This window comes from Okeania hirsuta (genome assembly GCF_003838195.1).
Lineage (GTDB): Bacteria > Cyanobacteriota > Cyanobacteriia > Cyanobacteriales > Microcoleaceae > Okeania > Okeania hirsuta.
On record NZ_RCBY01000116.1, the window covers coordinates 1 to 24617 of the forward strand.

The following is a 24617-nucleotide window of genomic DNA, read 5'->3' on the forward strand; positions in this document are numbered from 1 at the left end:
ATTCTAATATTAAGAATTATAGTCAATAGTTAATGTAGTATGTATTTATACTTAATAAAGCTCGTAATGCCTATCATGTAAAAATCTGAGCAATAAATACATACTACATTAACTATTGACTATAATTCTTAATATTAGAATCTGTGTTCCACCATCTTCGTGGAAAAAGGTACTGTAGTATGTTTGTCGTGCGGAATGTGGGTAGAGCTATAGCAGTTGAAGAAAAGGTTAGGACAAATCAAAAGCTTAAAACTAAGACAACGTAAAATTTTTCCTTCTTCCTTCTTCCTTCTTCAATTTAAAATTTTTCTAATTCAGCAATAATTCTCATAAATTCTTGCTTCAGATAATTATCATCTTCATAACAAGAAAGCAAAGAATGATAAAACCAAAGAGTTTTTTCTTTACCCCCACGAAAACGCTTCCAAACTATTTTCCCCTCCTGACGTAACGCAGCTAATAAGTCTCTCCCATTATGTAGTTTATCAGCAAGAGAAATACGCTTTACAGATTGAGTTCCATGACGAATTTGCTCAATATAACGTAATTTTCGCTCCTCCCAAGGTGGTTTAGGAATAGTCTCCGACTCCGTACAACCATCAATAATATCAACCACTGTTTCACCAAATAATTCCAGGATATGTTGACGAGTTTCCAGACCTCCCCTATCTTCCACCGCATCATGTAACAACGCAGCGATCGCTTCATCCTCATTCCCTCCATTTTCCAATACTAAAGCTGTCACACTCAACAAATGAGCAATATAAGGTGTATGTCCATCTTTGCGTAACTGTTGAGAATGTAATTGGTAAGCATATACTAATGCTCGTTCAAATTTTTCTGTTAGTCTTGTTGCGGTCATTTCAGTTATCAGTTATCAGTTGTCAGTTGTTATATTTTTTCCTCCTAATATTAAATATACAGGATTCTTGAAAAGACTATTTCCACATTACGGTATAAATACAAAGACCGTAGGTTGGGTGAAGCGACAGCGCCACCCAACAATAATTTAGGGAGATGGGGATACGGAGAGATGGAGTGATGGGGAGATTCGTGTATTTGCACAATTTTTTGTATTTCATATAATTATAATGTTGAGTTTCCTTTGTCAACCCAACCTACAGAAAGTGATATTAATACCTAGCAGAAAACCCCTAGTATAGGCCATGTTAGACTATCAATAGTCAAAAATAAACTTGTGTATATGACCGAAAAATTTTGGTTTCAAGTCTCCCCTTTTAACTGATAACTGATAACTGAAATAACCGCTATACAACTTAATTTAATTTCCCATCAAACTACTGATGGAATGCCATATCAACATATTCATATTGAAATAACTAATGCTGATGGTATTATTGAACGTAGGGCACCAATATGATTATACGATGATTATACGCTTATCTAATACATAAAGTCATTCTGCTGCTTGGGTAGGTTGCTATGATACTCGACTTGGTGCTGTTGTGGTTTCTACTCATACTCATGCGGTGACTGTTGGTTCTGTTTTAACTTTAGAGTTGCCAAATAGTTAATAATTAGGCATTTTGTAGGTTGGGTTGACGTTCGCGTAAGCGTTGCGGAGCAAAGGAAACCCAACAACAAATTTGTATCTGCACAAAAGAATTACCAAATAATTAATAATTAAGCATTTTGTAGGTTGGGTTGACGTTCGCGTAAGCGTTGCGGAGCAAAGGAAACCCAACAACAAATTTGTATCTGCTTTGAGAAGAAAGAAGTTAAGCAAACCTAACAACAAACTTATCAAAATAATTGGGTCGCGCAACCCCACCTTTGAAGGCGAAATGTTTTTGGAGACTTGCTCAAATTTCCCTGACAAAAACAACTTCTGACTTCTGAGTTTTGACTTCTGACTTCGTTAAATCTGTTGGGTTGCGCTTTCGCTTAACCCAACCTACGGTAACTTTTGATAATAATTAAACACAGAAAATGACCAGAAAATTTCCATTACAATTAGATGTAATTAAACTCGAAACAGAACAAAGCATCTATTCCTAAATCCCCATACAAACTATCATTTCCTGTACCACCAATCAGAAAATAACTTTCTTTTCCTCCTCTTAATACATCGTTTCCCACATCGCCATGAATCTCATCATTTCCTAAATTTCCACTCAGGAAATCATCATTATCACCACCGAAAATTAAGTCTAAATTTTTGCCACCAAGTATCGTATCGTTTCCTTGATTTCCATTGATTGTATCATTATCTTGATTGCCGTTAATAACTTCTGCATCTATAGCTCCAATAATTGAGTAATTGCCACTTATAGCGGTTTTCACAAAGGTAGACTACAGTAAAAATTCATAGATATACCTAAAGTTTAATAAGTTGCATAAATAGTTGTATTCTATATTAATGAAAACCGCTATAAACCAAGTAGACCACCAGGCAAATTGACAAGTAATCCTGGAGTTAGCTGAAAGTTGTCAGACTCAGAAGTTAATTCATAAAATCCGTCGGGAGTTTGCCCACTCATTGTTTTTGGATTTAGTTCAGTTTTTTCTATTTTATAGCAGGGAACAGAGAACAGCGGGAAAAACATTTCTTCTTATTCGGTTCATCATCAGCATAAGTTCTAACCTACTAGAACAACCAGGTAAAAAGTTCAGAAAAGCTTTCCAAGGTTTTATATCATGTTCGGATAATTAGTCATAATAAAACTTTCTGCTTCTGTTCTTCTTTCTTCCCTCCTGACTCCTGACTCGGTCTTCCTGACTCCTCCGTCTAAGCTTTTATATCATGTTCGGATAATTAATCATAAAAAAACTTTCTCGGCGTTGGTGAATCAAGCTATGAAACCTAAATTTAGCGAAATATAAAATGCTTTTCAGTTAATAGTTAGACAATTGCCATTAAAGCACAATCATAACCACGCATCACCAACGCCACTTTCTCCTTCTCCTGCTGTTTCTTCTTCTTTCTTCTCTCCTGAGGACTGAGGACTGACTCCTCCGTCTAAAGTTTTTATTTTGGCATTGAAGAAATACCTTTAAATAATAATATTAATCCCCCAATTAAAATTGCTACTGCTAAACCACCACTCAGTAAATCAAGCCAACCACTATTTTCCATAATCAAACTCAGTTTAACTCTTAATAAATCTTATATCATACCTATTTTGTTATAGTCAATACTGAATTGACTAATAATCATTAAAATTTTATTTAATTTACTGATTTTTATGAGAATTTGAGTAAATTATGGATACTATAGTATCTATGAGATTTTTATAAAATAAAAAAATATAGTAAGCATTCAGCTAGCTCGCAGTCAGCTTTTAGCTGTTTCACAAATAATGAATATACACTGCTAAGGTCAAGGTTAGTTTTTTTTCCAATACTTTGAATTATCATTAAATCTCTCAATACTAATTCCTTGCTATCAAGGTAATGAATTAATAGCTGATAGCTGAATCCTGACAGCTAAATGCTTACAAAATATATAAAAAATCTGAGGAAGAAGCAGTACAAATTCCTATTAAGTATTAAATTTACTAATTTTTTTCTATGAGTTATTGCCTCAACTTACATTGCCAACAACCTCAAAATCCCAACGATGTAGAATTTTGCCAAGCTTGCGGTTCAAAATTGTTACTGCGAGGACATTATCAAGTAATTAAACCTATTGGCAACGGCAGCTTTGGCAGAACTTTTTTAGCAGTGGATTTAGATAGATTTAATACATCCTGCGTAGTCAAACAATTTTTTCCACAAAATCACAACTTAATCTCTACTGAAAAAGCATCAGAATTATTTAAAAGAGAAGCAGAGCAACTATTAAAATTGGGAGATAATCCTCAAATCCCCACTTTATATGCTTACTTTGAAGAGCAAGAAAATCTTTATTTGGTAGAACAATTTATCGCCGGAAAAACTCTTCTCCAAGAATTAGAAGAACAAGGTGTATTTAGCGAGAATAAAATCTGGGAAATATTATTAGAATTATTGCCATTATTAAAATTTATTCACGAAGAAAAAGTAATTCATAGAGATATAAAACCAGAAAATATATTACGATTTAATACTTCAAGATCGCTAGAAAAAGGAAAACATAAATTAGTCTTAATAGATTTTGGCGTTGCCAAACTAAATAGTCAGGATTTTGCGAGTGAAATTGGTACTATCACTGGTACATTAGGATATGCTCCAATAGAACAAATACGCGGAGGTAAAGCATATCCAGCTAGTGACCTCTACAGTTTAGGTATGACCTGTATTCACTTGCTAACTCAAATAGCACCTAACCAACTATTTGACCCATTTAGTGGAGAATTAATCTGGCGATCGCATCTAGTTCAACAAGGAAGAGAAATTAGCGATCGCCTAGAAAAAGTCTTAGATAAATTAGTCAAAGACCTAGTAAAAGAAAGATATCAATCAGCTACAGAATTACTAACAGAAATTTCCCATAAATCAACTCCTAATATTCACCCAAAAACTCATATTTATCAAGTAGAAAAAAAATCTTTAGAAGAAATACAAAAAACTCAAGAAGAGCCGGAGAAAGTACCTCATATCAGTATAATTGTACAAGCAGAAGTAGAAGCATGGAAAAACAGACAAAATGTAGCAGAATCAAATGAATATAAGCGGGGAAAAATATTTCATAACAACATCAATAGTCACTATCAAAGCACTCAAAAATTATCAGAAGAACCACATCTTAACTATCAATCAAAACCACTGAATAACGTCATAGAATTTGAAAAGAAAAAAGCAAATTTATCTTCAACAAAAACAAAAATTAGAAACTATTTAAAACTCTCTCAGTTATGGAAAAGTGTACAAATTATCCAAGAGCATAACGTTTCTATAAACACCATAGCTATCAGTCCCCACGGTTTTACTTTAATAACTGGCAGCGATGACAAAATAATTAGACTATGGAATCTCAAAACAGGACAACTTTTGCATAAATTTTTAGGTCATACTGCCGAAGTATATACAATAGCTATTACCGCTGATGGTAGAAGAATATTCAGTGGTGGAGATGATAGAACAATATTAGCTTGGAACTTACAGAAAAAAACAATTGCAGACAGATTTTATAGCCATTTAGGTTATCCTTATAGTCATCGGGGTGGTGCTATTTTGTCAGTAGCTATTAGTCCAGATAATGAAACCGTAATAAGTGGCAGTGCTGACCATACAATTAAACTTTGGAATCAACGTAATGGAGAATTACTTTGCAAATTACATGAACACTTAGATAAAGTTTTCTGTGTCACTTATGCCAAAGTTAATAATACTGATACCGCAAAAAATCATCCTCAAAATCACATTTTTGCTAGTAGTAGTGCTGACAGTTCCATCAAAATTTGGCAAGCAGGAACCTGTGTCAGTCTGAAAACTTTGAGGGGACATTCTGGAGGAGTATATTCAATTGCTTTTACTTCAGATGCTCAAGCGATCGCAAGTGGTGGTGCAGATCGAACTATAAAACTCTGGGATGTTCGCACAGGTGAGTTACTGAATATATTCAAAGGTCATTCTCGTGCAGTTTTATCTGTTGCTATTACTCCCGATAGTCAAATTCTTGCTAGTGGAAGTCTAGATGGTACGGTTAAATTGTGGAATTTGCAGACAGGAAAATTATTAGATAGTCTTTGTGGTTATCATCCAGTGCAATTTACTTCAGATGGTAAAACTCTAGTTAGTGGAGGTGAAGGAGGTCGGATTTTAATTTGGAAGCTATAGTAATATCATGTCCACTTGCTCTCTTTCTAAGTGTTGTTTGTCTCCACTTACCATTACTGTGTAGGACTACCAAATTTTCGATAGTCCTGCATGGTAATGGTAGGATACATATTTTTTAATTTCTCCCACACTCCTCATCTCCCCATCTCCCACACTCCCCATCTCCCCAAACTCTCGGTGCTTCCTTTACCATTACTATGCACCACCACCAAATTTTCTAGGGTTGATTTATGCTTTTTTACTTCATTTTCTATATTTTCTCTTAAGAATATTTCTTGTTGTAAGATTTTATTTTGAGATTGGAGTTGTTTTTTTAATGAAAATATTTGCAAATGCAACTTTATTTCTGTTAAAAATTCATCTACTTGTATGGGCATATTAATATTATCGAAGTTCTCAATATTTAATCTCTTAATTTGATTGATTTCATTGTGTGTGTTTCCCATAAAAATTATCGGAATATTTTTTGTTAATTTTGAGCTTTGCAAAGATTGGCAAGTCTGCCATTGCTCTTTTTCCAATGATCAATTTATTAATATTAGGTCTACTGATATATTTTGTAATGTATTTAAAAATTTTTCTCTTCTATTAGCTACTATAAACTCATAGTTATTGTCTTTCAATAACCTAGATAATAACTTGAGGTTACTATCATTATTATCTACGATACAAATTACAGCTTCCGGATATACTTCTTGCAAATTATTCATTTTTATAAAAATCTATGAAATTAGTAAGTATGAAATATATTTCATACAAAACATAAAAATTAAAAAAACCTCTTGCCAGTTTTTGGGATAATTATATCCCTGTATATTTCAACAGCATAAATTTTCCTTCCCCACCTAATCAAGGTAAAATTTTGGCTGAAGAATCAAGCAAGAGGTTAAACTTTTAGATGCTCCTGATGTACTAACTCCCTAGATATTTCCTACGCTCCGACTAAGGAGTGGATTGTAGGAAAGCTAAACTCACTTACAAAGGTTTTTAATTCTCTTTGTAAAAGTTCAGAGTGTGTTTGTACTCTTGTATGATAAAACTTTTTTCCTCAAATGCAACTGGGTTATTACAATAGCCCTATTTTATTTATTGTGAAGAGAGCAATAAATAGGTAATGTTTAATATTCAAGTTAAACCAACAGTAAAATTACTATATATAGCTATAGCTGAAAATACCAATCTTAATTTAGTACTTGTAACCATAAAACCACTGTAGTGCCACTATTAATTATGGCATCTTGCTGTTGTAAATCATGGGACAACCACTGAGGAACTACAGGAGAATATACTTGAATTTTGCCTTTCATTATATGTATTAAATCAAGAGCGATCGCTAATCCTAATCCTGTGCCTGGAATGTCCGTTTTAGCTTTTTCACCCCGATAGTTTCGTTCAAATAAATGTTCTAAATCTTGTGCTGGAATACCATAACCTGTATCGCTAATAGCTATTGCTAGCATTCCTTCTATTTCATTTTTGACCGATTGATAATCATCTGTTTGTGGAGCTGAAGTTGTCAACTTAATATAAATATTTCCCCCTGCAGGAGTATACTTCAAAGCATTATCAATAATATTACTTAAAACTTCTCGCAAAGCTTTATTATTAGCTTGGACTATAGGTAAATTCTCAGGAAAATTGACTTCTAAATCTATATGACGTTCATCGGCAATTGCTTTTGCAGAAACTAATAAAGGTTCCAAAATATATTCTACTGAAACTGACTCTAAGAAATTAGACTCTGGCAAAAGTGGTAATGATTTGAATTCTTTATTAGCTTCTGTATAATAATCTATTACATTGTCATTTTTAGTTGTAGTTTGAGGATACTCGCTTTGCCCAGAAATACTCAAAATTTCTTCCCCAACCTCGACAGTGTCATCAATTTGTTCTATCAACTCTCTGAGGCGATCGCCTTCCCGTAAAATACTATTAGCAATATTCCAGCTTTTATCTTCTGGCAACAATCTTTTCAGCAATAACTTACCAAAAGTTCGTAGTGCAGTTAATGGACTTTTCAACTGATGCAATATGTCGTGTATTATATCATACTGCTGGGCTTGTAGCTTTTGCTGTTGCTGAAATTGCTCCTTTAACCATTGAGAACGTTGATCTAATATACAAGCTATGGCAATAGTATGGGCTACTTGTTGAATTTGATTTTTTTCACCTTGATTCCATGGCCTACCTTCTCTTACTGTTACCAGTAATCCTATTACTACTCCATCATGGATTAAAGGTAAAACAATTTGACGTTGTTGCCAAGGATGACTTTCTGGCCATTTAGGATCTGACTCTGTTGTGCCAGTGCTTGGTTCTAAGAGCCAAGTATTTGTCCCTGTAGTTAAGGTTGTTGCTGATAGTTTCGGAAGATCGCCTAATATTTGTATTTCTGAGGTTGTTTTGAAAACTGAAGTAGCTTCCCCATTCTCAAACTTTTCTGGGTATGCAATAATGGGAATTAGTTTAGCTTCATCTCCTTCTACTAATTTTTCTGTCAAGTAAACTATACTTAAACATGCACCCCAACTAGATACAAGGGCTATTTGTGATCTGCAAAGTCTAATAAATTCTGTACTGGTTGGCATTAGCATTGGAGCTATTTGTGGGACTTTCCACTAGATATGGACTTTTTTGGGACTCTAAATATCTCAGAATTTTATAAGCTATCTTCATCAAAGTGTATATTTTGTATCAAAATATTAAAAACACTTGAGTTTTTCAACTAAAATTTATATAATCTTATCAAATTTGGTAGCCATAACTACACCCATCGGCTAACACAGGAGGTAAGGAAATTGGCTAGAAGACGTAAGCGCAAAAGTCGTCGTAGACAAGAAGGACGCAGGATTCTTGAGCAAGTGGCTCAGTATAGTATTGAAAGTGGTGAAGATAAACCAGTCACTGCAGCCCGTAAATTTATTCATGCCCAAGGTATTGTTCCCCCTGCTGTACTTTTAGTTAGAAGGAATGAGCATACTACGGATCGATACTTTTGGGCTGAAAAAGGTTTATTTGGAGCTCAGTACGTTGAAGAAAATCACTTCTTGTTTCCTAGTTTAAAGGTTTTGACTGAAGCTAAGACACCTGACAAAAAGCAAATATTTAGTTCTACTCCAAATATAATTAAAGTGTAAGGACATCATTAATTTAATGTTTTTTACGGGCAAATTAAGAATGTCCTTGATTTTTGATGACCACCAACAAATATTAACTTCTACTGAAATATTTAGTAGGTGAGTGGGTAATACTGAACTCGTACTCCCAGCTCATTTAATTTAGTAGTATTTGGTCACAGATTTTATAGCCTTATGTGCTCAATTAACTAGGATTTAAAGCTTCCATCTGCCAATGGACTTAAATCCTAAGTTTTTTTTTGAATCTCTCCCGTTATAACTTTTGGTTTGAGCGGGAAATTATTGTTTTACTGATTTTTAACTAGGTTAAACCAACATATTTGATTGACCTTTGTTCAAATCATCCCCACAATATACTTGCTTTCTTTTTGACGATCTGGTATACACTACAGCTACTCATCTTAGTTAATCACTCGATCAGTTGACCAAATGGATTGCGACAACCTTGACAATGACCGAAATCCTATAGCAATACTATTGGTAGCTGATCAAAATAATTTATCTTAATAACTGTTTATACTTATAACTTGATTATTGGTATGGTTTCAAGTTTATAGCTGTTTGTAAAGCTGTTAATTCGTCTCTATGAGCTGTGACAGAAATTAAACTTTTGACCCCAGAATCCTCAGTCAATATTCCTTCTAACTTTAGAGACACTTGTTCTGGTCGTTTAGACTTTTGCCAATAAAAAATACCTGCTAAAGGAGATGCTAGCACTAGCCATAGATAGTATTGGCCATATTCAGGAACTAACATTGATAAAGCCAAGCCAAAACATAAACAACCTATTGCAGCTAATAGGGTCAAGAAAAATGCCAAAAACAAACTCGGTCGAACTACTCCTTCAAATATTAGTTGATTCTCAGCTGCATTAGCACTAACAATTCGGTAGGCCCGATAGCTAAAATATTCTTTTAGCTGCTGTAAAAGTGAATCAGCTTCCCGATCGGCTATCAGTTTGAGGTTCTTAGTCCTATTTTTTACTGATGCTTTGATAAAAAAAACTAGACCAATGCTAGATAGAAGCGTCAGTACAAATGACGATACTAAAGCTGTATTATTCATACAATTTTAAATTTGAATGGTTTTTTTATGTGTTCTCTTTTACATAAGTTTACAACAAAAAAAAAGACTAGCTGCTTTGTGACAAATATCAGCTAGGATTTATACTTCTATTTAGATTTTATAGCTGAAAAATTGGCACAAAAATATTCTCAATGGGAGTCTTAGCCAAAATCAGCATCAAAATTGTCCTCACCTGCCTAATCTATTTACATAGTTGATGGTTGAATTTGAGGCCGAATATGACCATTATTAGTATATTCGTACCATAGTTGGGCTAAATCTGTAGCTTGAGAACGCCATTGAGGGATAACTTGATACATTCTCCGTGGACGCCCTCTTCCTTCTACTTTTTTCCAATAGCCAATAATTGTGCTTTGATCCTCAAGAAATTTCAGAGCGCCGTATAATACTGTGTCAGAAAGTCGATAAATAGGGTAGTCCCTTTCTAATTGGCCAATAAGCTCAGTTCCGTAAGAGTCTCTTTGTAACAACACAGATAGGATATAGCACACTGCTAATTCTTTGTTTAGATAGACCGGAGGGGGACTTTGAAAAAATTGATAAATGTCCTCAAAAGAAGTCATCTGAATTTATCCACTCACTCTATCTTCCAATCTATCGTGCAAACCATTAGGTGACCACTCATTAGACTTCTTCTATTAAGTAAGTCAAAAGTTAAAAGTCAAAAGCCAAATAAATTGAGGATTTGTGGATAGGAATTTATTTGACTGTCAATTTTGCAGGGGGTCTATTTATTTCCCTTAGTAAATGCTATAAAAAATGCAGCAATTTTAGCAGATTAGTAGTGTAGAAGTTTAAGAAAGACATAAATTTACTATTTCTTAGGTTGGATTTATACCTAACATAGCTTGTAGAGTTAAGACTAGAAAAACAAATGTCCCGATGATTAGACCGATCAGAGCGATCGCCGTAACAGGTTTATTTAATAGTGGCTTAAGTTGATCGAATAGAAAAAAGAATATTCCGAGGGTAATAGTAATAAAGTATCGTGGGTAGCGAGAGACATTGTTGAAGAAATCTTGCATTGTTTTGTTTGATAAAATTTTAACTCTATAGCAGGGAACAGGGAGCAGGGAACAGGTAACAGTGGGAAAATAATTTCTCTCTCTGTCTAAGATTGATCATCAATCTATGCCCTAACCAACTCGTTCCTTGCTATGTACAATATTAGTTTAATATCTAATTAGGGTTTGCTGAAAAAGTCTTATGGGTGAGGGTAGGAGACAACCCACCCCTAACCCCTCCCCTCCTGGGAGGGGAAGACAGGAGAAAAGGGTCGGGAGCGAGGAAGTAGGAGCTAAGTTTTGTCCCTTGATTTTTCTGCCCAACTATGCGCCTAAAATACGCTCCTTTTTGAGCGTGAAGAGCTGAAAACCAGGTACTTTTTAAAGGCAAAAAAAAGACTAAAACCTTTATCTGTAAAGACTTTTAGATTTAATCAGCAAGCCCTAATTAGTCAATTTGTGACCATATCCAATCTATCCAGCTTTTTACAGTAGAAGCTCGTCTTTCTCTAGTTTTATCTCCTATTTTTAGATGATTTTCAGACAAAAGTTGGATTATTTGTTTTTTTGAGGGAATATGGGCAATTTCTAAGGATAGTTTAAAAGCTTGATTAAATACTTCGTGTTCCAATATTTTTTCGATGAGCTTTAAATATTTAAGTTTATGTCGTTGACAAAAAATATCTTTGGCTTGGTTTGTTAGTGTAAAAGTTTTTTCCTGTTTTGTTATTAGCTCTAAATATTTTCCTGCGCTTGTATAATAATAAGTTTGTCTCTCATCAAATTGATAATTTTCTGTAATTTCATCTGAAGTTAAATCATTTTCTAATAGTAGTGAAATTAAGTCTATTAATCTTTCAAATTTATTGGCTTGTGGAAATGGAATCTTTGGCGGTTCAGGAATTATTTTGATCTGATCTAATAGGAATTCTATGTCGCTTATTTGTATTTTCTCTGAAGCAATTACATAATTTTTATTTTCTACCAAGGTGATAGAATTATAGTCTGATATATCTACAAATTCATAAATAAAAAAACTGAAAATGTCGTTAGAGTAAGTCATTAATACTGGTACAACTCTCTTACTGATTTTTTTTGACCACAATCTATATGGATAATAGAGTTGTCTAATTAAAAAATCCTCAACCTTATAGTTTTTAGCTTCGATTAAAATCAAACGATCGTCAGTTTCAAAACCTGCATCTATTTCACACTGAGAGTTAGCAACATTAATTGAATATGATTGATTATTAATAGAATTTTTAATGTAAAAATCAAAAGTTCCAGTAGACATTCTGCCAGAAACGGTAAATTTAGTTTTTGAGTTAACTAAATCATCAATGATACCTATGTTAAATACACAAAGTAATGCCGAACTTTCAGAATATAAATTAGTGTAATCTATCGTTTCTATTTCTCTGGGAAACTGCCAAGGAATACTTTCAAATTTGGAGTTATATTTGACTGGTAAGTGTATATTAAAGTGACCAATAATATATTGAGAACGAGAAATTGGTAAAATAGATAGACAATTCTCTTTAAATATTTCTGGTAAGTTAACAACATGGTCAAATTTTGCCATGAGTCTGCTTTCTCGTTCCTGATTAATTTGAGATGCTTCTATTTTGAATAAGCCATTTTTATTTACCTCTTCTAAGATTTGATATTTTTCAAATAACTTTTTCCATGCTACGTCATTTTTAGTCATACCTAATTTATCTCAGTCTGGTAGCATCAGTATTGTAAGGTAAGGGTCATTTTAGTTATCAGTTATCTATTTATCAGTACCTCTGCAATAAGGAGGCTTGAAATAAGGAATAGTCTCTTTTTTCTTGTTCAATGGTCGGCCAGCGAGGAGACCCGTTCTTGCAGACCCGTTCCGAAGTACGCCATCCCACCCTACGGGAAGCTCCGAAGATCGACCGCTTTTTATCCCTTTAAAAAGGGAGGCGCATACCCACAATTTTTCGGTAAGGAAGAAAGCTGAGGCGGGGCATCTTGCCACTCAACTAGGAGATAGGGAAGAAGGCTGAAAAGCTTGAAAAATTTTACTTAAATTTCCTGTAGACATTCAAGCTTGGGTTTACACAAATGATAACAACGAACATGATATGAAAAGTTAGTAAATTGACTCAAAAAAAGGTCTAAATCATATTTTTTTTATCTTTCATTTGTTCACATTTTTTAGCTTTTTTTATCCCTGGATAATTAATGGGTTTATTCCTTTTATTTTTTTGTTTTCATCAAGTTTATTTTCCATGGATATTGGGAGATATTCCGACAATTATAATATATTTAGATTAAATCAAAGGTGGTAAACTTGGCAAAATCAAGTCAATTAATTATAGGTATCAGTCCTAAATTTCAAAAAATTAGTTATGCTATTGTTCATCTGATATAGTAACTTTAATACTTTAATTTTTTTCAATTTATTCCCAATATAAAATCCTATGAATTAATGTTATTAGTGAAACCTATCCCACTATTTTTAACAGACTTATTTGTTAAAGTAAAATGTGTTTGAAAAACTTAATTTTTCATTTTTAACTCTCAAAATATTTATGGTTTTTAGCAAAAATCTTATTACTGGTATAGGTTCCACTATGTCAAGATAAAAATGACAGGTATGTTAAAATTGAGGAGCCGATCAAGCAAAATTTTTGAGAGTTTATCATGGTGACAATTTTTTGCCCTGAAGATAGGTCATAATAATCAAGTTGAGTTTAAACTATCCTTTCCATTCGTAATGTCTAGTTTCTTATGACTTTTGTCAATTATTACCCCCATGATTCTGGAAAAGTACGTTTGATAAACTAAAAATTGGCTTGACTATTTTGTTTAGACTAGGATAGTTTACAAACTTTTGTAAATTTAGTTGAGAAGTATTTTAGCATTAGGTGGACATGAAAAGTAGGACAGACGACAAAATAATTGTTCGGGAATATTTCAATTCCACTGGTTTTGAGCGGTGGCAAAGAATTTATGGAGAAGGCCAAGTAAATAAAGTACAATTAGATATTAGAAAAGGACATCAACAAACCGTTGATAACGTTCTCAGTTGGCTACAAGAAGATGGGAATTTATCCGGTTTATCAATTTGCGATGCAGGTTGTGGAGTTGGTAGTTTGAGTATTCCCTTGGCAAAAGCTGGAGCAGTTATCTATGGTAGTGACATATCAGAAAAGATGATCGCCGAAGCATATCAACGTGCTAAGTCTAGTTTAATTAGTATGGGTAACGTTAATTTTGTTGCTCAAGATTTAGAAACTTTAAGTGGTAAATATCATACAGTTATTTGTTTGGATGTGCTGATACATTATCCTCAAGAAAAAGTTGCAGATATGATTAATCATTTGATTTCTTTAGCAGAATCTAGACTTATTATTAGCTTTGCACCAAAAACTTTAGCTTTAAGTTTATTGAAAAAAGTAGGTGAGTTATTTCCTGGACCAAGTAAAACTACTCGCGCTTATCAGCATCGTGAAGCTGATATTATCAAAATTATAGAAAGTAATGGTTTTTCTATCCAAAGACAAGCAATGAACAGCACTAGCTTCTACTACTCTCGTTTACTGGAAGCTACTCGTTAGTAATTTCAATAATTGTTAAAGAAGATTGAAATTGGTACTTAATGTACTAAAAATAAATATAGTATAACTACATTTATAACTAAAATTTGAATTAACCTAAGAGTTATTTAGATTTGATATTCTCCATTGACTGTGACAAATAAGTTATATAGCTTAAATGCTCAACTGCTTAATATTAAATAACAACTATATTAGGAATATTATAAATATTTTGAGAAAAGTAGTGAAGATAAAAATAGATAAAAATTAGGGTTAATGTGATCAAAATAATTGGGTCGCGCCACCCCGCCTTTTAAGGCGAAATGTTTTTGGAGGCTTGCTCAAATCCCCTTTACAAAAACAACTTCTGACTTATGATTTCGTTAAAATGACACAGGAGTAAAAAATTAATGACTAGAATTTTTTTAGTAATAGCATCTATTCTAGGAGGTTTGTCTGTAGTCGCTGGTTCTTTTGCTTCTCATGCTTTGAAAGAAAAGTTTAGTCAATACTTTCTAGACATTTTTCAGACAGGTGCTCGTTTACAAATGTACCATTCCTTAGCTTTGTTAATGGTGGCTTTTTTATTAACTATTGAAGAGTTACCTCAAGGATTAATGGTGGCGGCTGGCTATGCTTTTATTATTGGGATAGCAATTTTTTCTGGGAGCTTATATGCTTTAAGTCTGACAGGAATTAAATGGTTAGGAGCTATTACGCCCATAGGTGGAATTGCCTTGATTATTGGATGGGGGTGTATGGCAGTCGCTGGTTGGAACTTAAAACTATAAAAATTGATTATTTTGATTATTTATAGAAATATTTAAAGATATTCAAGTCAAAAAATCAGCAAATAATGAACAATATTTTGCCAAAAGTTTTAAAGAAGACAACTTCGAGCTATAGTGTAGTAAACCAAAGCTATACAAATCTGGGTATCTGGCTTCTGTGAGTTACTGCCTTAATCCCAACTGCCCCAATCCGTCTGACCCATTAAATGCTGGTAAACGCATTTGTTGTCAATGTGGCTCACAATTGTTGCTGCAAAATCGGTATCGCGTGATTAAGCCCCTTGGGGGGGGAGGTTTTGGGAAAACTTATTTAGTAGATGATCAAGGTGTAAAAAAAGTTCTAAAAGTATTACTGAAAAGTCATCCAAAAGCTGTATCTCTGTTTCAGCAGGAAGCACAAGTACTAATCAGTTTACGAAACCCTGGGATTCCGAAGATAGAAAAAGATGGTTATTTTACATTTTTCCCAGAAAATAGTGATGAATCTATACACTGCCTCGTAATGGAATTTATTGGTGGTGCAAATTTACAGGATTGGATGAAAAGTCGTCGCCATAGACCAATAAATCAAGCTCAAGCAGTAGATTGGCTGACACAATTATCGGAAATATTGGAAAAAGTTCATCAGCAAAATTATTTCCATAGAGATATTAAGCCCCACAACATCATGCGTAGACTAAATGGCCAATTGGTGTTAATAGATTTTGGTACTGTCAGAGAGGTATCTGAAACTTACTTAGTCAAAGTAGGTCAGGGGGAAAATGTTACAGGTATTGTCTCACCAGGATATACTGCCCCAGAGCAAACAAATGGCAAAGCTGTTCCTCAATCAGATTTTTTTGCTCTAGGGCGGACTTTTGTCTATTTATTAACAGGTAAACCCCCCACGGCCTTTCCAGAAAATCCTCGTTCGGGAAAATTGCAATGGCGAAAATATGCTCCTCACATATCAAAGAGGTTGGCAGATATAGTTGATTATTTGATGGCTCCTTTCCCAGGAAATAGACCTCAAACTCCAGCCATGATTTTGCAGTGCCTAGCAGAAATTGATACCGGAGATAGTTCTGGTAAAGAAAATTATCGAATGCCTTCCCCTTCTAAGCAGACTAAACGAGGCCAAGAAAACACTAAATTGCCAACAGACCAAACTCAAACAAGAAGTTTATCTAGAACAAAATTCAAGACAAAAATATCCCGTAATCAGTCAAACATTAAATTAAAAAATAATCTGATAATCGGGTTAACAATGTTGCTATTGGCAGTAGCAACCTCTCAATTTTATGGCTTTTGGCGCTATAGAATTTTTCCTGCAGATCCAATCCTATTGTTACGAGGGTTGAATAGTAGTCGATTTTTGCAGACTACCTTAAATGGTTATTTAGGACCAGTAAATGCGATCGCTCTGACACCAGATGGTCAAATTCTTGCTACAAGTAGCTCTAATACAATTAAAATTTGGAACCTCAAGACTGAGGAATTAAAAAATAACATTGCAGATGCTCATACAGCTCAAGTAACTACTCTAGCAATTAGTCCTAGTGGTCAAATATTAGTAAGTGGTAGTGCCGATCAAACTATCAAATTTTGGGATCTAGGAGTAGGTAAATTAATAGATACAATTCTGGCTCATCAAGGCCAAGCAAAGGCAGTGGCCATTAGTCCTGATGGACAGACATTAGCAAGTGTTGGTAGTGATCGATTAATGAAATTGTGGAATATCCAAACAAGTAGTCGAATGCTTACCTGGATACCAGATCAAGAACATGAAGTAAATACTTTAGCTTTTAGCCGAGATGGGACTATTTTAGTTAGTGGTAGTAATGACGGAACCATTAGACTGTGGAACGTTAGTACGGGTATTCGTAGACAAACTCTAGAGGGACATACCAAGGCAGTTAGTACGGTCGTTATCAGTCCAGATAATCAAACTTTAGCTAGTGGAAGTGAAGATGGAACTATTATACTATGGAATTTAAACACAGGGGAAAAAGAAAGTGTAATTAAACCAAATATAGCTGCAGTCAAATCTATTGTTTTCACTCCTGATCAGCAAAAAATAGTAGCTGCCGGTGAAAATATTACTATTTGGGATCTAATTACAGAGGAGAAATTACAAACATTGATTGGTCATTCTGAATCAATAAGTTCTCTTGCTATTACTCCTGATGGTAAAACCTTAGTTAGTGGAAGTGCAGATCAAACTATTAAGGTCTGGCGAATACCATAATATTCTGTCCGCTGATTTAATCACTTAACTTCCTGGGTCGGAACTGCTTCCCTCTAAGATTGGGAGTCTTAAACGAACCTGTTAAAATAGATAAAAACTTTCTCTTTTCTTCTTTGGTTGATTTATCTTCCCTGTTTCCTGTTTCCGTTTATTTAGTAAGTGTTCAACCAGAAATAATATTATAGCAGGAGAAAGAAGGAAGAAGGAAGAAGGAAGAAGGAAAAACCTTGCGTTGTCTGAGTGTTAAGCTTTTGATATGTCCGCGCCCTTTGCTTCGACTGCTATAACTAGAAAAATTTTACTCTACAGACTGAACTAACACAAAAAGCAAAAGTAGGAAAAAAAGATGATTTCTTATTTACCCTACTTTCTTTGTTTTGCTTAGTCAATTCAGGTTTTAGTAATATTCTAAAACCTAAATTGAGTCCTGATAGTTCCTACCCAGAGAGTTTCATTATCCTCAATGTGATTAGGATTAGTAATCACAAACAAACCAGGAGTAATCGCAATATTGTCGTTCATTTGGAAGCGATAGAATACTTCAATGTGTATAGATGTATCTGGGTCTTTTAAATCATCATCATCACCACCATCAGTAATAATTGGTGGTACACCAACAATGATACCTCCTAAACTACCGTCCCTGAATAGATCTGGAAAAGCTAAGGTCAAAGCGCCAGTGATGATAGTGATATCATCATCATCACTATCATCTTCAGGACGAGCAAATGAGGCACCAGCCCAACCACCTATTTGAAACCAATCCTTAACTTTCCATTGAGCTTCAAAGTTGAGGTTGTCTGCTGTACTTCTTCTGTCATTAAAAGGATCTCTGGCCAGAAAACTACCAGTACTTCCGGTTAAGTTCAAATCTCCTTTCGGATGATATGCACGCAAATAACCTAGTTGAAAAGATATTTTATCATTTGGCTCAATTGTAACCTGGCCAAATCCACTAAACCCACCATTAAAAAGACCTCTACCTTCTTGAGGGTCTTCCGAATCTGGTACAGCATAACCTATAGTCATCTCAATCGCATCACTGAAAGCATAGGCAAATTTCATACCCGCATCAGAAGGAGCACGATAGAAAGTAGGGGTGAAGCGTCCAAACCTAGAAAAAGAACCAGCACCACTACTTTGAAAAGGATTAATAGGTGCCACAAAGTCATCAATACCATAGCCATTAGCAGCTATCTCTATTTGTGCTTTATTGTTGAGTAAAGGAAAACGATAGGCCAGTTTATTGAGAGTCACATCATCATCTAGATCGTCATCTGTAGATAGACGAGTCATCAAACTATTTGTCAAATCTCGAGCGCTATAGTTAGGAACGTTACGAGCTTGTAAACGAGTTCTCAAGCGATCTTTACCTGTAAAACTGGTATCAAAAATTAAACGAACCCGATAAGAAAGAGTCGCCTCTGTTCGATCCTCGTCACTCCGTGGTAGTCCACGTCCCCCAGCTTTTTCTCCAAAGGTATCACTCAACCAAAATAAAATTTCACCACCCAGTTTGGTAGTTGTTGAGAATTGATTGGCTTCCAGCTCCTCCGTTCTAGCTTCCAGAGCATCAACACGGCCACGCAACTCAGCTAATTCTGTAGCAAACTCTTCTTGCAGTCTCTGTAATACTGCCAAATCATCACGAGTCACTAAATCTGCTGTTGCTGCTGCGACTAATTCTGTAATTCGATCCAAACAAGCATTTAGACCAGCAGCAAACTCATAACGGGTCATCGCCCGATTACCTTTGTAAGTACCATCTGGATAACCAGCAATACAACCATAACGTTCTACTAAAGATTGCAAAGCTTGAAAAGCCCAATCAGTGGGTTGGACATCTGATAATTGAGTCACAGATGTTACTTGTCCCATGGGATCTACTTGTTCTAACTCTGCTCCAGGAATCTTCAGGGAAGGATCTTTTAGATTTTGTAATCTAGTATCTCCTGGTATTTCTACTTCTTCTGAGGAGGTATCACCTTGTGATTCTGTGGGCAGTTCAGATGAAGTAGTTGAATAGTTAGTTGTATTTGTATTAACATCTTGAGCATTAGCCAGTTGTTCTACAGAAACCTGATTTGCTAAAGCAGAATTAGCTATTAGTAAAGTGGCGATACTGAATACACCAGAAGTCTGTTTTAGAACATTCAGGGTAATTTTTGTCATTTTGCTCTCCTCACACCTTTTTATAACCAATGAACAACCCTACTGTTTAGAGTAGATTTTACTATTGATTGTTCCAATTTATTTTCTTAACAGAAGTCTTAGTGTTAGCTAAGTTTAATCTGGTTTAATCTGGAGATAGATATCTAAAATTATTTAGCATTAGAGAATTAAGGGCTTCAATGCTCTAAAATATGGCATAAACAAATAGAATATTTTTCTCCATAAAATTATTCCTAGTAGTTTTTACACAAAACTTATCCTGAAAAAAGACAAGTTAAGTATCGCCCTTGAGTGTAACAACAATTTAGATATTAGATAAATATGTCTAAACTTCACTAGAACTATCAGTAGACTCAAAGTATTTCTGAATAATTAGATACAGTAGACATAGTTACCTTTTTTTACCAAGAAGGTTAGCACCTCTTACGCAATAGTGCAACTATCTTGAATGTAATATTTGATTTATTTTATTTTTCTGCCTATTGTTCCAGGAGTATGACTAGGTAATACCAGACATGATATTTTTTTACTCTACAAAGTCAAAAGCTAATTTAGTTCAATCTATACAGTTTTTCTTCAAGTCCTGAAATAGTCGCCGGAGCATAAGGGCCACAGTTCGAGACCTGACTAGGTTAATAAACTTTTTACCCTTGGTCGAGTCTTTTTGAAGTTACTGTTTGTAATGCTCAAACTTGGCCACTATCTCCAAGCCTACTCTAGACGTTAGTCTTTTTCCATCGACCACGGTCAGACACCATAGATGTAGTTCCTTCGTGCCTAATGATGATCTAGCAGCGCTAAAGCGTTCTATGTCCCTTGATGACCTTGTCTGCTGATGACCTTTCCTCACTGCCAAAACCTAAACACGCACTCTCACTTTCAAACCGACTTAATGGGTAACAACGGATTAACAGCATCGCACGAGCTAACGGCGTAAGTTACATCTGGATGTCAATGAGGCCACTGGAGAGATTGTTAGCTGACCCGCCAATTCATCTCCGTTAATAATGCCAATTCCTCAGTTGAGAGATCACCCAGATTATTACTCGTAAGAATTAGGATTTGGTCCATACCAAAGATAAATTTCCTGAGTACAAATTAATTCATTCTCAGGTATGCCAGGATTGCATTAAACGGGTAAAACTAGCTTTTGATAGGTGGTTTAAAGCAGATAAAAACGGGCAGCGATTAGGCAAACCAAGGTTTAATGGAATTGGTCGTTATCGTAGTTTTACTTATCCTCAAATCAAACAAGATTGTCTGGAAGGAAACAAGATTAATTTACCCAAAATTGGCCTGGTAAAATTAATTCAACATCGACGATTACCAGATGGTTTTCACTCCTTTATCTGCTACGATTAGCCGTAAAGCTGATGGGTATTATGTAATAATACTTTGGAGGATAAATCAGTTCCTACGTTTAATTCTGATGTTAAACCCACAACAGAAAACACCCTAGGCATTGAGATGGGATTAAAAGATTTCTTGGTAACAAGCCATGGAGGATCAGTTCCAATTCCTCAATACTATCGCTCATCTCAAAAGCGATTAAAAACTCTACAGAAACGTTGATCTCTTAAAAAGAAAGGTAGTAAAAGATGGTTCAAAGCTCTTCTAGCTGTAGCCAAACAACATAAAAAGGTCGCCGATCAACGTAAAGACTTTCATTTTAAAACAGCCAATGAATTGTGATCAAAAGCGGATGTTATTGCCCATGAAAACTTAAACATAAAAGGACTAGCAAAGACCCGTTTGAGTAAATCAATTAACGATGCGATTTGGGGGACAATTCCTAACTATTTTGACTGTCAAAATGGATATCATCCTCAAAAAATTATGGAGGAGTTGAAAAAAGTTGCTCCGGCAATTCTGACGAATATTCCCTTGAAACTGTCGCCTAAACCATTAAAAGCTCAAAAGAATCAACAAGGCAAAACAGGATTTGTACCCGTCACAGCTAGGTGGGTGATAGAAAGAACCAATTCCTGGATGGAAAGATGTAATACCAATTTCAAAAAATATTGTTACAATAGAATAGGTATAAAATTATTAAGCGATCGCCACAGAGTAGTTGCGATCGCTTAACTACCAAAAACCAAAATAACCATATAAAAACTACCCATACTTGCTATAGAGTCAGGAGAGGTTTCAATTGCTGATTAATCAGGTTGTTCAGGAAAAAATTTATAAATTGCGATGGAAAACTTGCAGAACTTTAATGCCTAGAAAATAGTCATATAAATGCAATTGAACATTACTGCAGTCACAAAATAAGGAATAGGGAAGTAGATTACGAAAATCGAAAAAAAAGGCTAAAATTTAAGAATATATGCCAGATATCAACTAGGTGACTGTAGGCATAAACTATGTATTAAGATGTCAAACCTAGAAGTAAATTATGGATGAAATTCCAGCCTTTAATAAAGCCTTTAAAATGACATCCCATCCCCCTAGAGATTCTATTGTCTGTGAAGTTAATCCTGTAATTATAGATGTCAACCTTTTCCTGAGCTGCTCTAAATTATCAAATATTTCCCATTTTAATTTTCTTTTTATTTCTAACCATAACCTTTCGATAGGGTTTAATTCTGGAGAGTAAGGAGGTTGAAATAAAAAAATTATGTTCTCAGGAATTGACATATTTAAACTTTGATGTAGAGGCCTATTGTCTAATTGAATAATATGTAAATCATCAGGATATTTTTCGGCAAATAACTCCAAATATTTTTCCATACACACTGTGTCGTTTAGGGCTAAATTCATAGAAAAAACTCTCTCCTGTTTTAGGTTCTATCAAGCCATAAAGCCACAAATACTTAAACAACCATTGGTGTTTCCCTATGGGTTTAATACCCATTCCTGTTAATAATTTACCAGTGATAGTTTTCAGGCCAATTCTTGTTTTCCTACGGAATGCTACGCAAACGTCTTCACACCAATATCTAATTTTCTCAGCTCTTAAATTTTGTTTTTCCTTAATTGTTATTTTTTTTAAGATTTTCTTTCTCTAGTTTTTTTTAACTCTTCAAATTCTTCTACATTTTGCTTAATGCTTAGGGGTCGTGGTACTTTCAGTTTACTTTTCAGCCGATATCTGACCAATTCATGTACTGTTCTATATTTATAGCAATGTGCGCTGGTATATTTACATACTACATACAAATCTATAATAGTATTACAGCGACTGTATGACCTATATTTTTCATAAATTACGCGATCGAACTCCGTGACGCTGTCGCGATCGCGTCTTTGTCAAAATGTTCAGGATGCCTGTTCAGATATTTACAATTTACAATTAATAATTTATAATCAATAATTTGAAAAGAATTAGTGAGTGTTATGGTACATCCTTATAGTCAAGATTTACGCGAACGTGCTCTTAATCTCATTAATAATGGTATGTCTATTAATCGTGTAAGTCGTCTCTTAAAGATCAGCCGACCTACTCTTCATAAGTGGAGAGACCAATATTTAGTAACAGGTTCAACAGTCCCTAAAATAAGTGTACCTCCTCCTCAAGCACCTAAAATTAAAGACTGGGAAAAATTTGATAAATTTGTTGAGACTAATGATGATCAAACTCAAAAACAAATGGCTGTAAAATGGGGGGATTGTAGTGGTTTTACTATTAGTAGAAGTTTAAAAAAACTTGGTTTGACTCGTAAAAAAAAACCTCTGGTTATCAAGAAAGAGATGAGTTAGAAAGAGAAAAATTTGGCTGAAAATTGAATCAAATAGACCCAAGAAATATTAGACTTGTCGCTTTATAAGGTAAAGTAAAGTTAATAGGGTGTTTGAGATGGGACAATGTTAGATCTGAATCGGGTGCTAAAAGAAGACCGCCTCAGTGCGGGCATTGACTGGACTAAACCGTAAGGCATTGGATGAATTATTACAAGCTTTTTGTGTCCAACTTGACTCGGAAGCGATACGGCGCTCCGCCACCCTCCGCGAACGCTCTTTTGCCAAAAACCTAGAGTTCGAGCTTTAGGAGGAGGGAGAAAAGCGCGGTTGTTAGAGGCCAAAGACAAGCTATTTTTTATCTTGTTCTACTTCAAGTGTTACCCTACCTTTGATGTGGCAGGAATATTGTTTGACTTACACCGCAGCCGAGCACACTATTGGATGTTAAGACTACAACCGTTGCCCTGAGAGTGCTTTAGGGAAAAAAATGGCCTTACCAGAACGTAAGTTACAAAGCATTGAAGAATTCATTGGCAGGTTTCCATCTGCCAAAGAAGTGATGATTGATGGTACGGAACGGCCAATCCAGCGTCCAAAAGACCAGCAAAAGCAGAAAAATCATGACTCAGGTAAAAAAAAGTGCCATAGGAGTCAACATCTGATCATGACAGACTCAGATAAAAGGGTCCTCGTCCTATCAAAAGCAAGAGAGGGCAAGGTTCATGGGCCTTCGGCAGTTGGACGCGCGAAAAATTGGTAGATTTTGTGCTTTTTGGAAGTGAAAATTCATGTAGATTTGGGTTTCCAGGGATTACAGAAGGAATTCGTCAACATCAAAATTCCCACGAAAAAACCTAAAGGAAAGGAATTAACTGAGGAACAAAAACTTTTCAATAGAGAGAAAAGTAGCGTTAGCGTCAAATGTGAACATACAATATCTGGCGTGAAGAGATATAATGCAGGGAGAGGATTGTATGTTCACATTTGACGCTAACGCTACTTTTCAATAGAGAGAAAAGTAGCGTTAGCGTCAAATGTGAACATACAATATCTGGCGTGAAGAGATATAATGCAGGGAGAGGATTGTATCGAAATCACATTAAAGATGCGCGACGATCGCTTCATGTTCACTGCGGCTGGACTCTGGAATTTCTACTTAATGGCAGGATAATTTAATCAGTGAAAACCAGAATTTTCCCATTTCACTTTAAGGTTTTATTTCGCGA

General features: G+C 34.9%; 20 protein-coding genes and 2 pseudogenes. 12 read left to right on the top strand and 10 right to left on the bottom strand.

Annotated features, from left to right (window positions below; all coding sequences use genetic code 11):
• Positions 1-298 precede the first annotated feature (298 nt).
• Positions 299-862 carry an HD domain-containing protein gene (locus D5R40_RS18705; RefSeq protein WP_124146720.1) on the bottom strand — a complete coding sequence of 188 codons (564 nt, stop codon included), beginning with the start codon at positions 860-862 and terminating at the stop codon, positions 299-301.
• Positions 863-1460: 598 nt separating this feature from the next.
• On the opposite strand from D5R40_RS18705, the pseudogene D5R40_RS39805 reads away from it, so the two are divergent.
• Positions 1461-1535: pseudogene (locus D5R40_RS39805) on the top strand (CRISPR-associated ring nuclease Crn3/Csx3); the annotation flags it as partial.
• 439 nt (positions 1536-1974) lie between these two features.
• On the opposite strand, the gene D5R40_RS18715 reads toward D5R40_RS39805, so the two are convergent.
• Complete coding sequence (locus D5R40_RS18715; protein ID WP_124146743.1) at positions 1975-2304, bottom strand: calcium-binding protein; 330 nt, start codon at positions 2302-2304, stop codon at positions 1975-1977.
• 1227 nt (positions 2305-3531) lie between these two features.
• Here D5R40_RS18715 and D5R40_RS18720 point away from each other — a divergent pair.
• On the top strand, positions 3532-5721 hold the full coding sequence (locus D5R40_RS18720; protein WP_124146719.1) for a serine/threonine-protein kinase: 2190 nt from the start codon (positions 3532-3534) through the stop codon (positions 5719-5721).
• Between the two features lie 134 nt (positions 5722-5855).
• Here D5R40_RS18720 and D5R40_RS18725 read toward each other — a convergent pair whose 3' ends face one another.
• Positions 5856-6242 carry a response regulator gene (locus D5R40_RS18725; protein WP_124155041.1) on the bottom strand — a complete coding sequence of 129 codons (387 nt, stop codon included), beginning with the start codon at positions 6240-6242 and terminating at the stop codon, positions 5856-5858.
• A 660-nt stretch (positions 6243-6902) separates the two neighbouring features.
• A complete protein-coding gene (locus tag D5R40_RS18730) occupies positions 6903-8309 on the bottom strand; it encodes a GAF domain-containing sensor histidine kinase (RefSeq protein ID WP_240041617.1) in 1407 nt (468 codons plus the stop codon).
• Positions 8310-8519: 210 nt separating this feature from the next.
• Between D5R40_RS18730 and D5R40_RS18735 the strand changes: the two genes are divergently transcribed.
• Positions 8520-8858, top strand: coding sequence for a DUF3155 domain-containing protein (locus D5R40_RS18735; RefSeq protein WP_124146716.1), 339 nt, complete (start codon positions 8520-8522; stop codon positions 8856-8858).
• 531 nt (positions 8859-9389) lie between these two features.
• On the opposite strand, the gene D5R40_RS18740 is transcribed toward D5R40_RS18735, so the two are convergent.
• The 4 genes from D5R40_RS18740 to D5R40_RS18755 all read right to left on the bottom strand — a co-directional run bounded on the left by D5R40_RS18740 (position 9390) and on the right by D5R40_RS18755 (position 12656).
• The gene (locus D5R40_RS18740) at positions 9390-9923 is read right to left on the bottom strand and encodes a cofactor assembly of complex C subunit B (RefSeq protein ID WP_124146715.1); all 534 of its coding nucleotides are present in this window, start codon (positions 9921-9923) and stop codon (positions 9390-9392) included.
• Between the two features lie 206 nt (positions 9924-10129).
• Positions 10130-10507, bottom strand: a complete 378-nt coding sequence (locus tag D5R40_RS18745) for a PadR family transcriptional regulator (protein ID WP_124146714.1) — start codon at positions 10505-10507, stop codon at positions 10130-10132.
• 258 nt (positions 10508-10765) lie between these two features.
• Positions 10766-10969: a DUF751 family protein gene (locus tag D5R40_RS18750; protein WP_124146713.1), complete on the bottom strand. Its 204-nt coding sequence runs from the start codon at positions 10967-10969 to the stop codon at positions 10766-10768.
• A 427-nt stretch (positions 10970-11396) separates the two neighbouring features.
• Positions 11397-12656: a type II restriction enzyme gene (locus D5R40_RS18755; RefSeq protein WP_124146712.1), complete on the bottom strand. Its 1260-nt coding sequence runs from the start codon at positions 12654-12656 to the stop codon at positions 11397-11399.
• A gap of 1195 nt (positions 12657-13851) precedes the next feature.
• Between D5R40_RS18755 and bchM the strand changes: the two genes are divergently transcribed.
• The 3 genes from bchM to D5R40_RS18770 all read left to right on the top strand — a co-directional run bounded on the left by bchM (position 13852) and on the right by D5R40_RS18770 (position 17535).
• Positions 13852-14538, top strand: coding sequence for a magnesium protoporphyrin IX methyltransferase (gene bchM / locus D5R40_RS18760; RefSeq protein WP_124146711.1), 687 nt, complete (start codon positions 13852-13854; stop codon positions 14536-14538).
• A gap of 389 nt (positions 14539-14927) precedes the next feature.
• A complete protein-coding gene (locus D5R40_RS18765) occupies positions 14928-15308 on the top strand; it encodes a DUF423 domain-containing protein (protein ID WP_124146710.1) in 381 nt (126 codons plus the stop codon).
• Between the two features lie 157 nt (positions 15309-15465).
• The gene (locus tag D5R40_RS18770; RefSeq protein ID WP_192901184.1) at positions 15466-17535 is read left to right on the top strand and encodes a serine/threonine-protein kinase; all 2070 of its coding nucleotides are present in this window, start codon (positions 15466-15468) and stop codon (positions 17533-17535) included.
• Positions 17536-17943: 408 nt separating this feature from the next.
• Here the strand turns inward: D5R40_RS18770 and D5R40_RS18775 are convergent, their stop codons facing one another.
• Positions 17944-19707 carry an iron uptake porin gene (locus tag D5R40_RS18775; RefSeq protein ID WP_124146708.1) on the bottom strand — a complete coding sequence of 588 codons (1764 nt, stop codon included), beginning with the start codon at positions 19705-19707 and terminating at the stop codon, positions 17944-17946.
• A gap of 1062 nt (positions 19708-20769) precedes the next feature.
• On the opposite strand from D5R40_RS18775, the gene D5R40_RS18780 reads away from it, so the two are divergent.
• Both D5R40_RS18780 and D5R40_RS37855 read left to right on the top strand, forming a co-directional pair.
• On the top strand, positions 20770-21069 hold the full coding sequence (locus D5R40_RS18780) for a hypothetical protein (protein WP_124146707.1): 300 nt from the start codon (positions 20770-20772) through the stop codon (positions 21067-21069).
• A 390-nt stretch (positions 21070-21459) separates the two neighbouring features.
• Positions 21460-21792, top strand: a complete 333-nt coding sequence (locus D5R40_RS37855) for a transposase (RefSeq protein WP_205127669.1) — start codon at positions 21460-21462, stop codon at positions 21790-21792.
• A gap of 300 nt (positions 21793-22092) precedes the next feature.
• Here D5R40_RS37855 and D5R40_RS18790 read toward each other — a convergent pair whose 3' ends face one another.
• On the bottom strand, positions 22093-22470 hold the full coding sequence (locus tag D5R40_RS18790; RefSeq protein ID WP_124146706.1) for a transposase: 378 nt from the start codon (positions 22468-22470) through the stop codon (positions 22093-22095).
• Positions 22471-23046: 576 nt separating this feature from the next.
• Between D5R40_RS18790 and D5R40_RS18795 the strand changes: the two genes are divergently transcribed.
• From D5R40_RS18795 to D5R40_RS39810, 4 genes and pseudogenes are all read left to right on the top strand, one after another.
• Positions 23047-23409 carry an IS630 transposase-related protein gene (locus tag D5R40_RS18795; protein ID WP_124155043.1) on the top strand — a complete coding sequence of 121 codons (363 nt, stop codon included), beginning with the start codon at positions 23047-23049 and terminating at the stop codon, positions 23407-23409.
• 154 nt (positions 23410-23563) lie between these two features.
• Positions 23564-23698 (top strand): hypothetical protein, encoded by a 135-nt coding sequence (locus tag D5R40_RS41260; protein ID WP_275670276.1) that lies wholly within the window; start codon positions 23564-23566, stop codon positions 23696-23698.
• A gap of 53 nt (positions 23699-23751) precedes the next feature.
• A complete protein-coding gene (locus D5R40_RS42710; RefSeq protein WP_205127223.1) occupies positions 23752-23859 on the top strand; it encodes a transposase family protein in 108 nt (35 codons plus the stop codon).
• A 91-nt stretch (positions 23860-23950) separates the two neighbouring features.
• A pseudogene (locus D5R40_RS39810) lies at positions 23951-24379 on the top strand (transposase family protein).
• Positions 24380-24617: the final 238 nt, after the last annotated feature.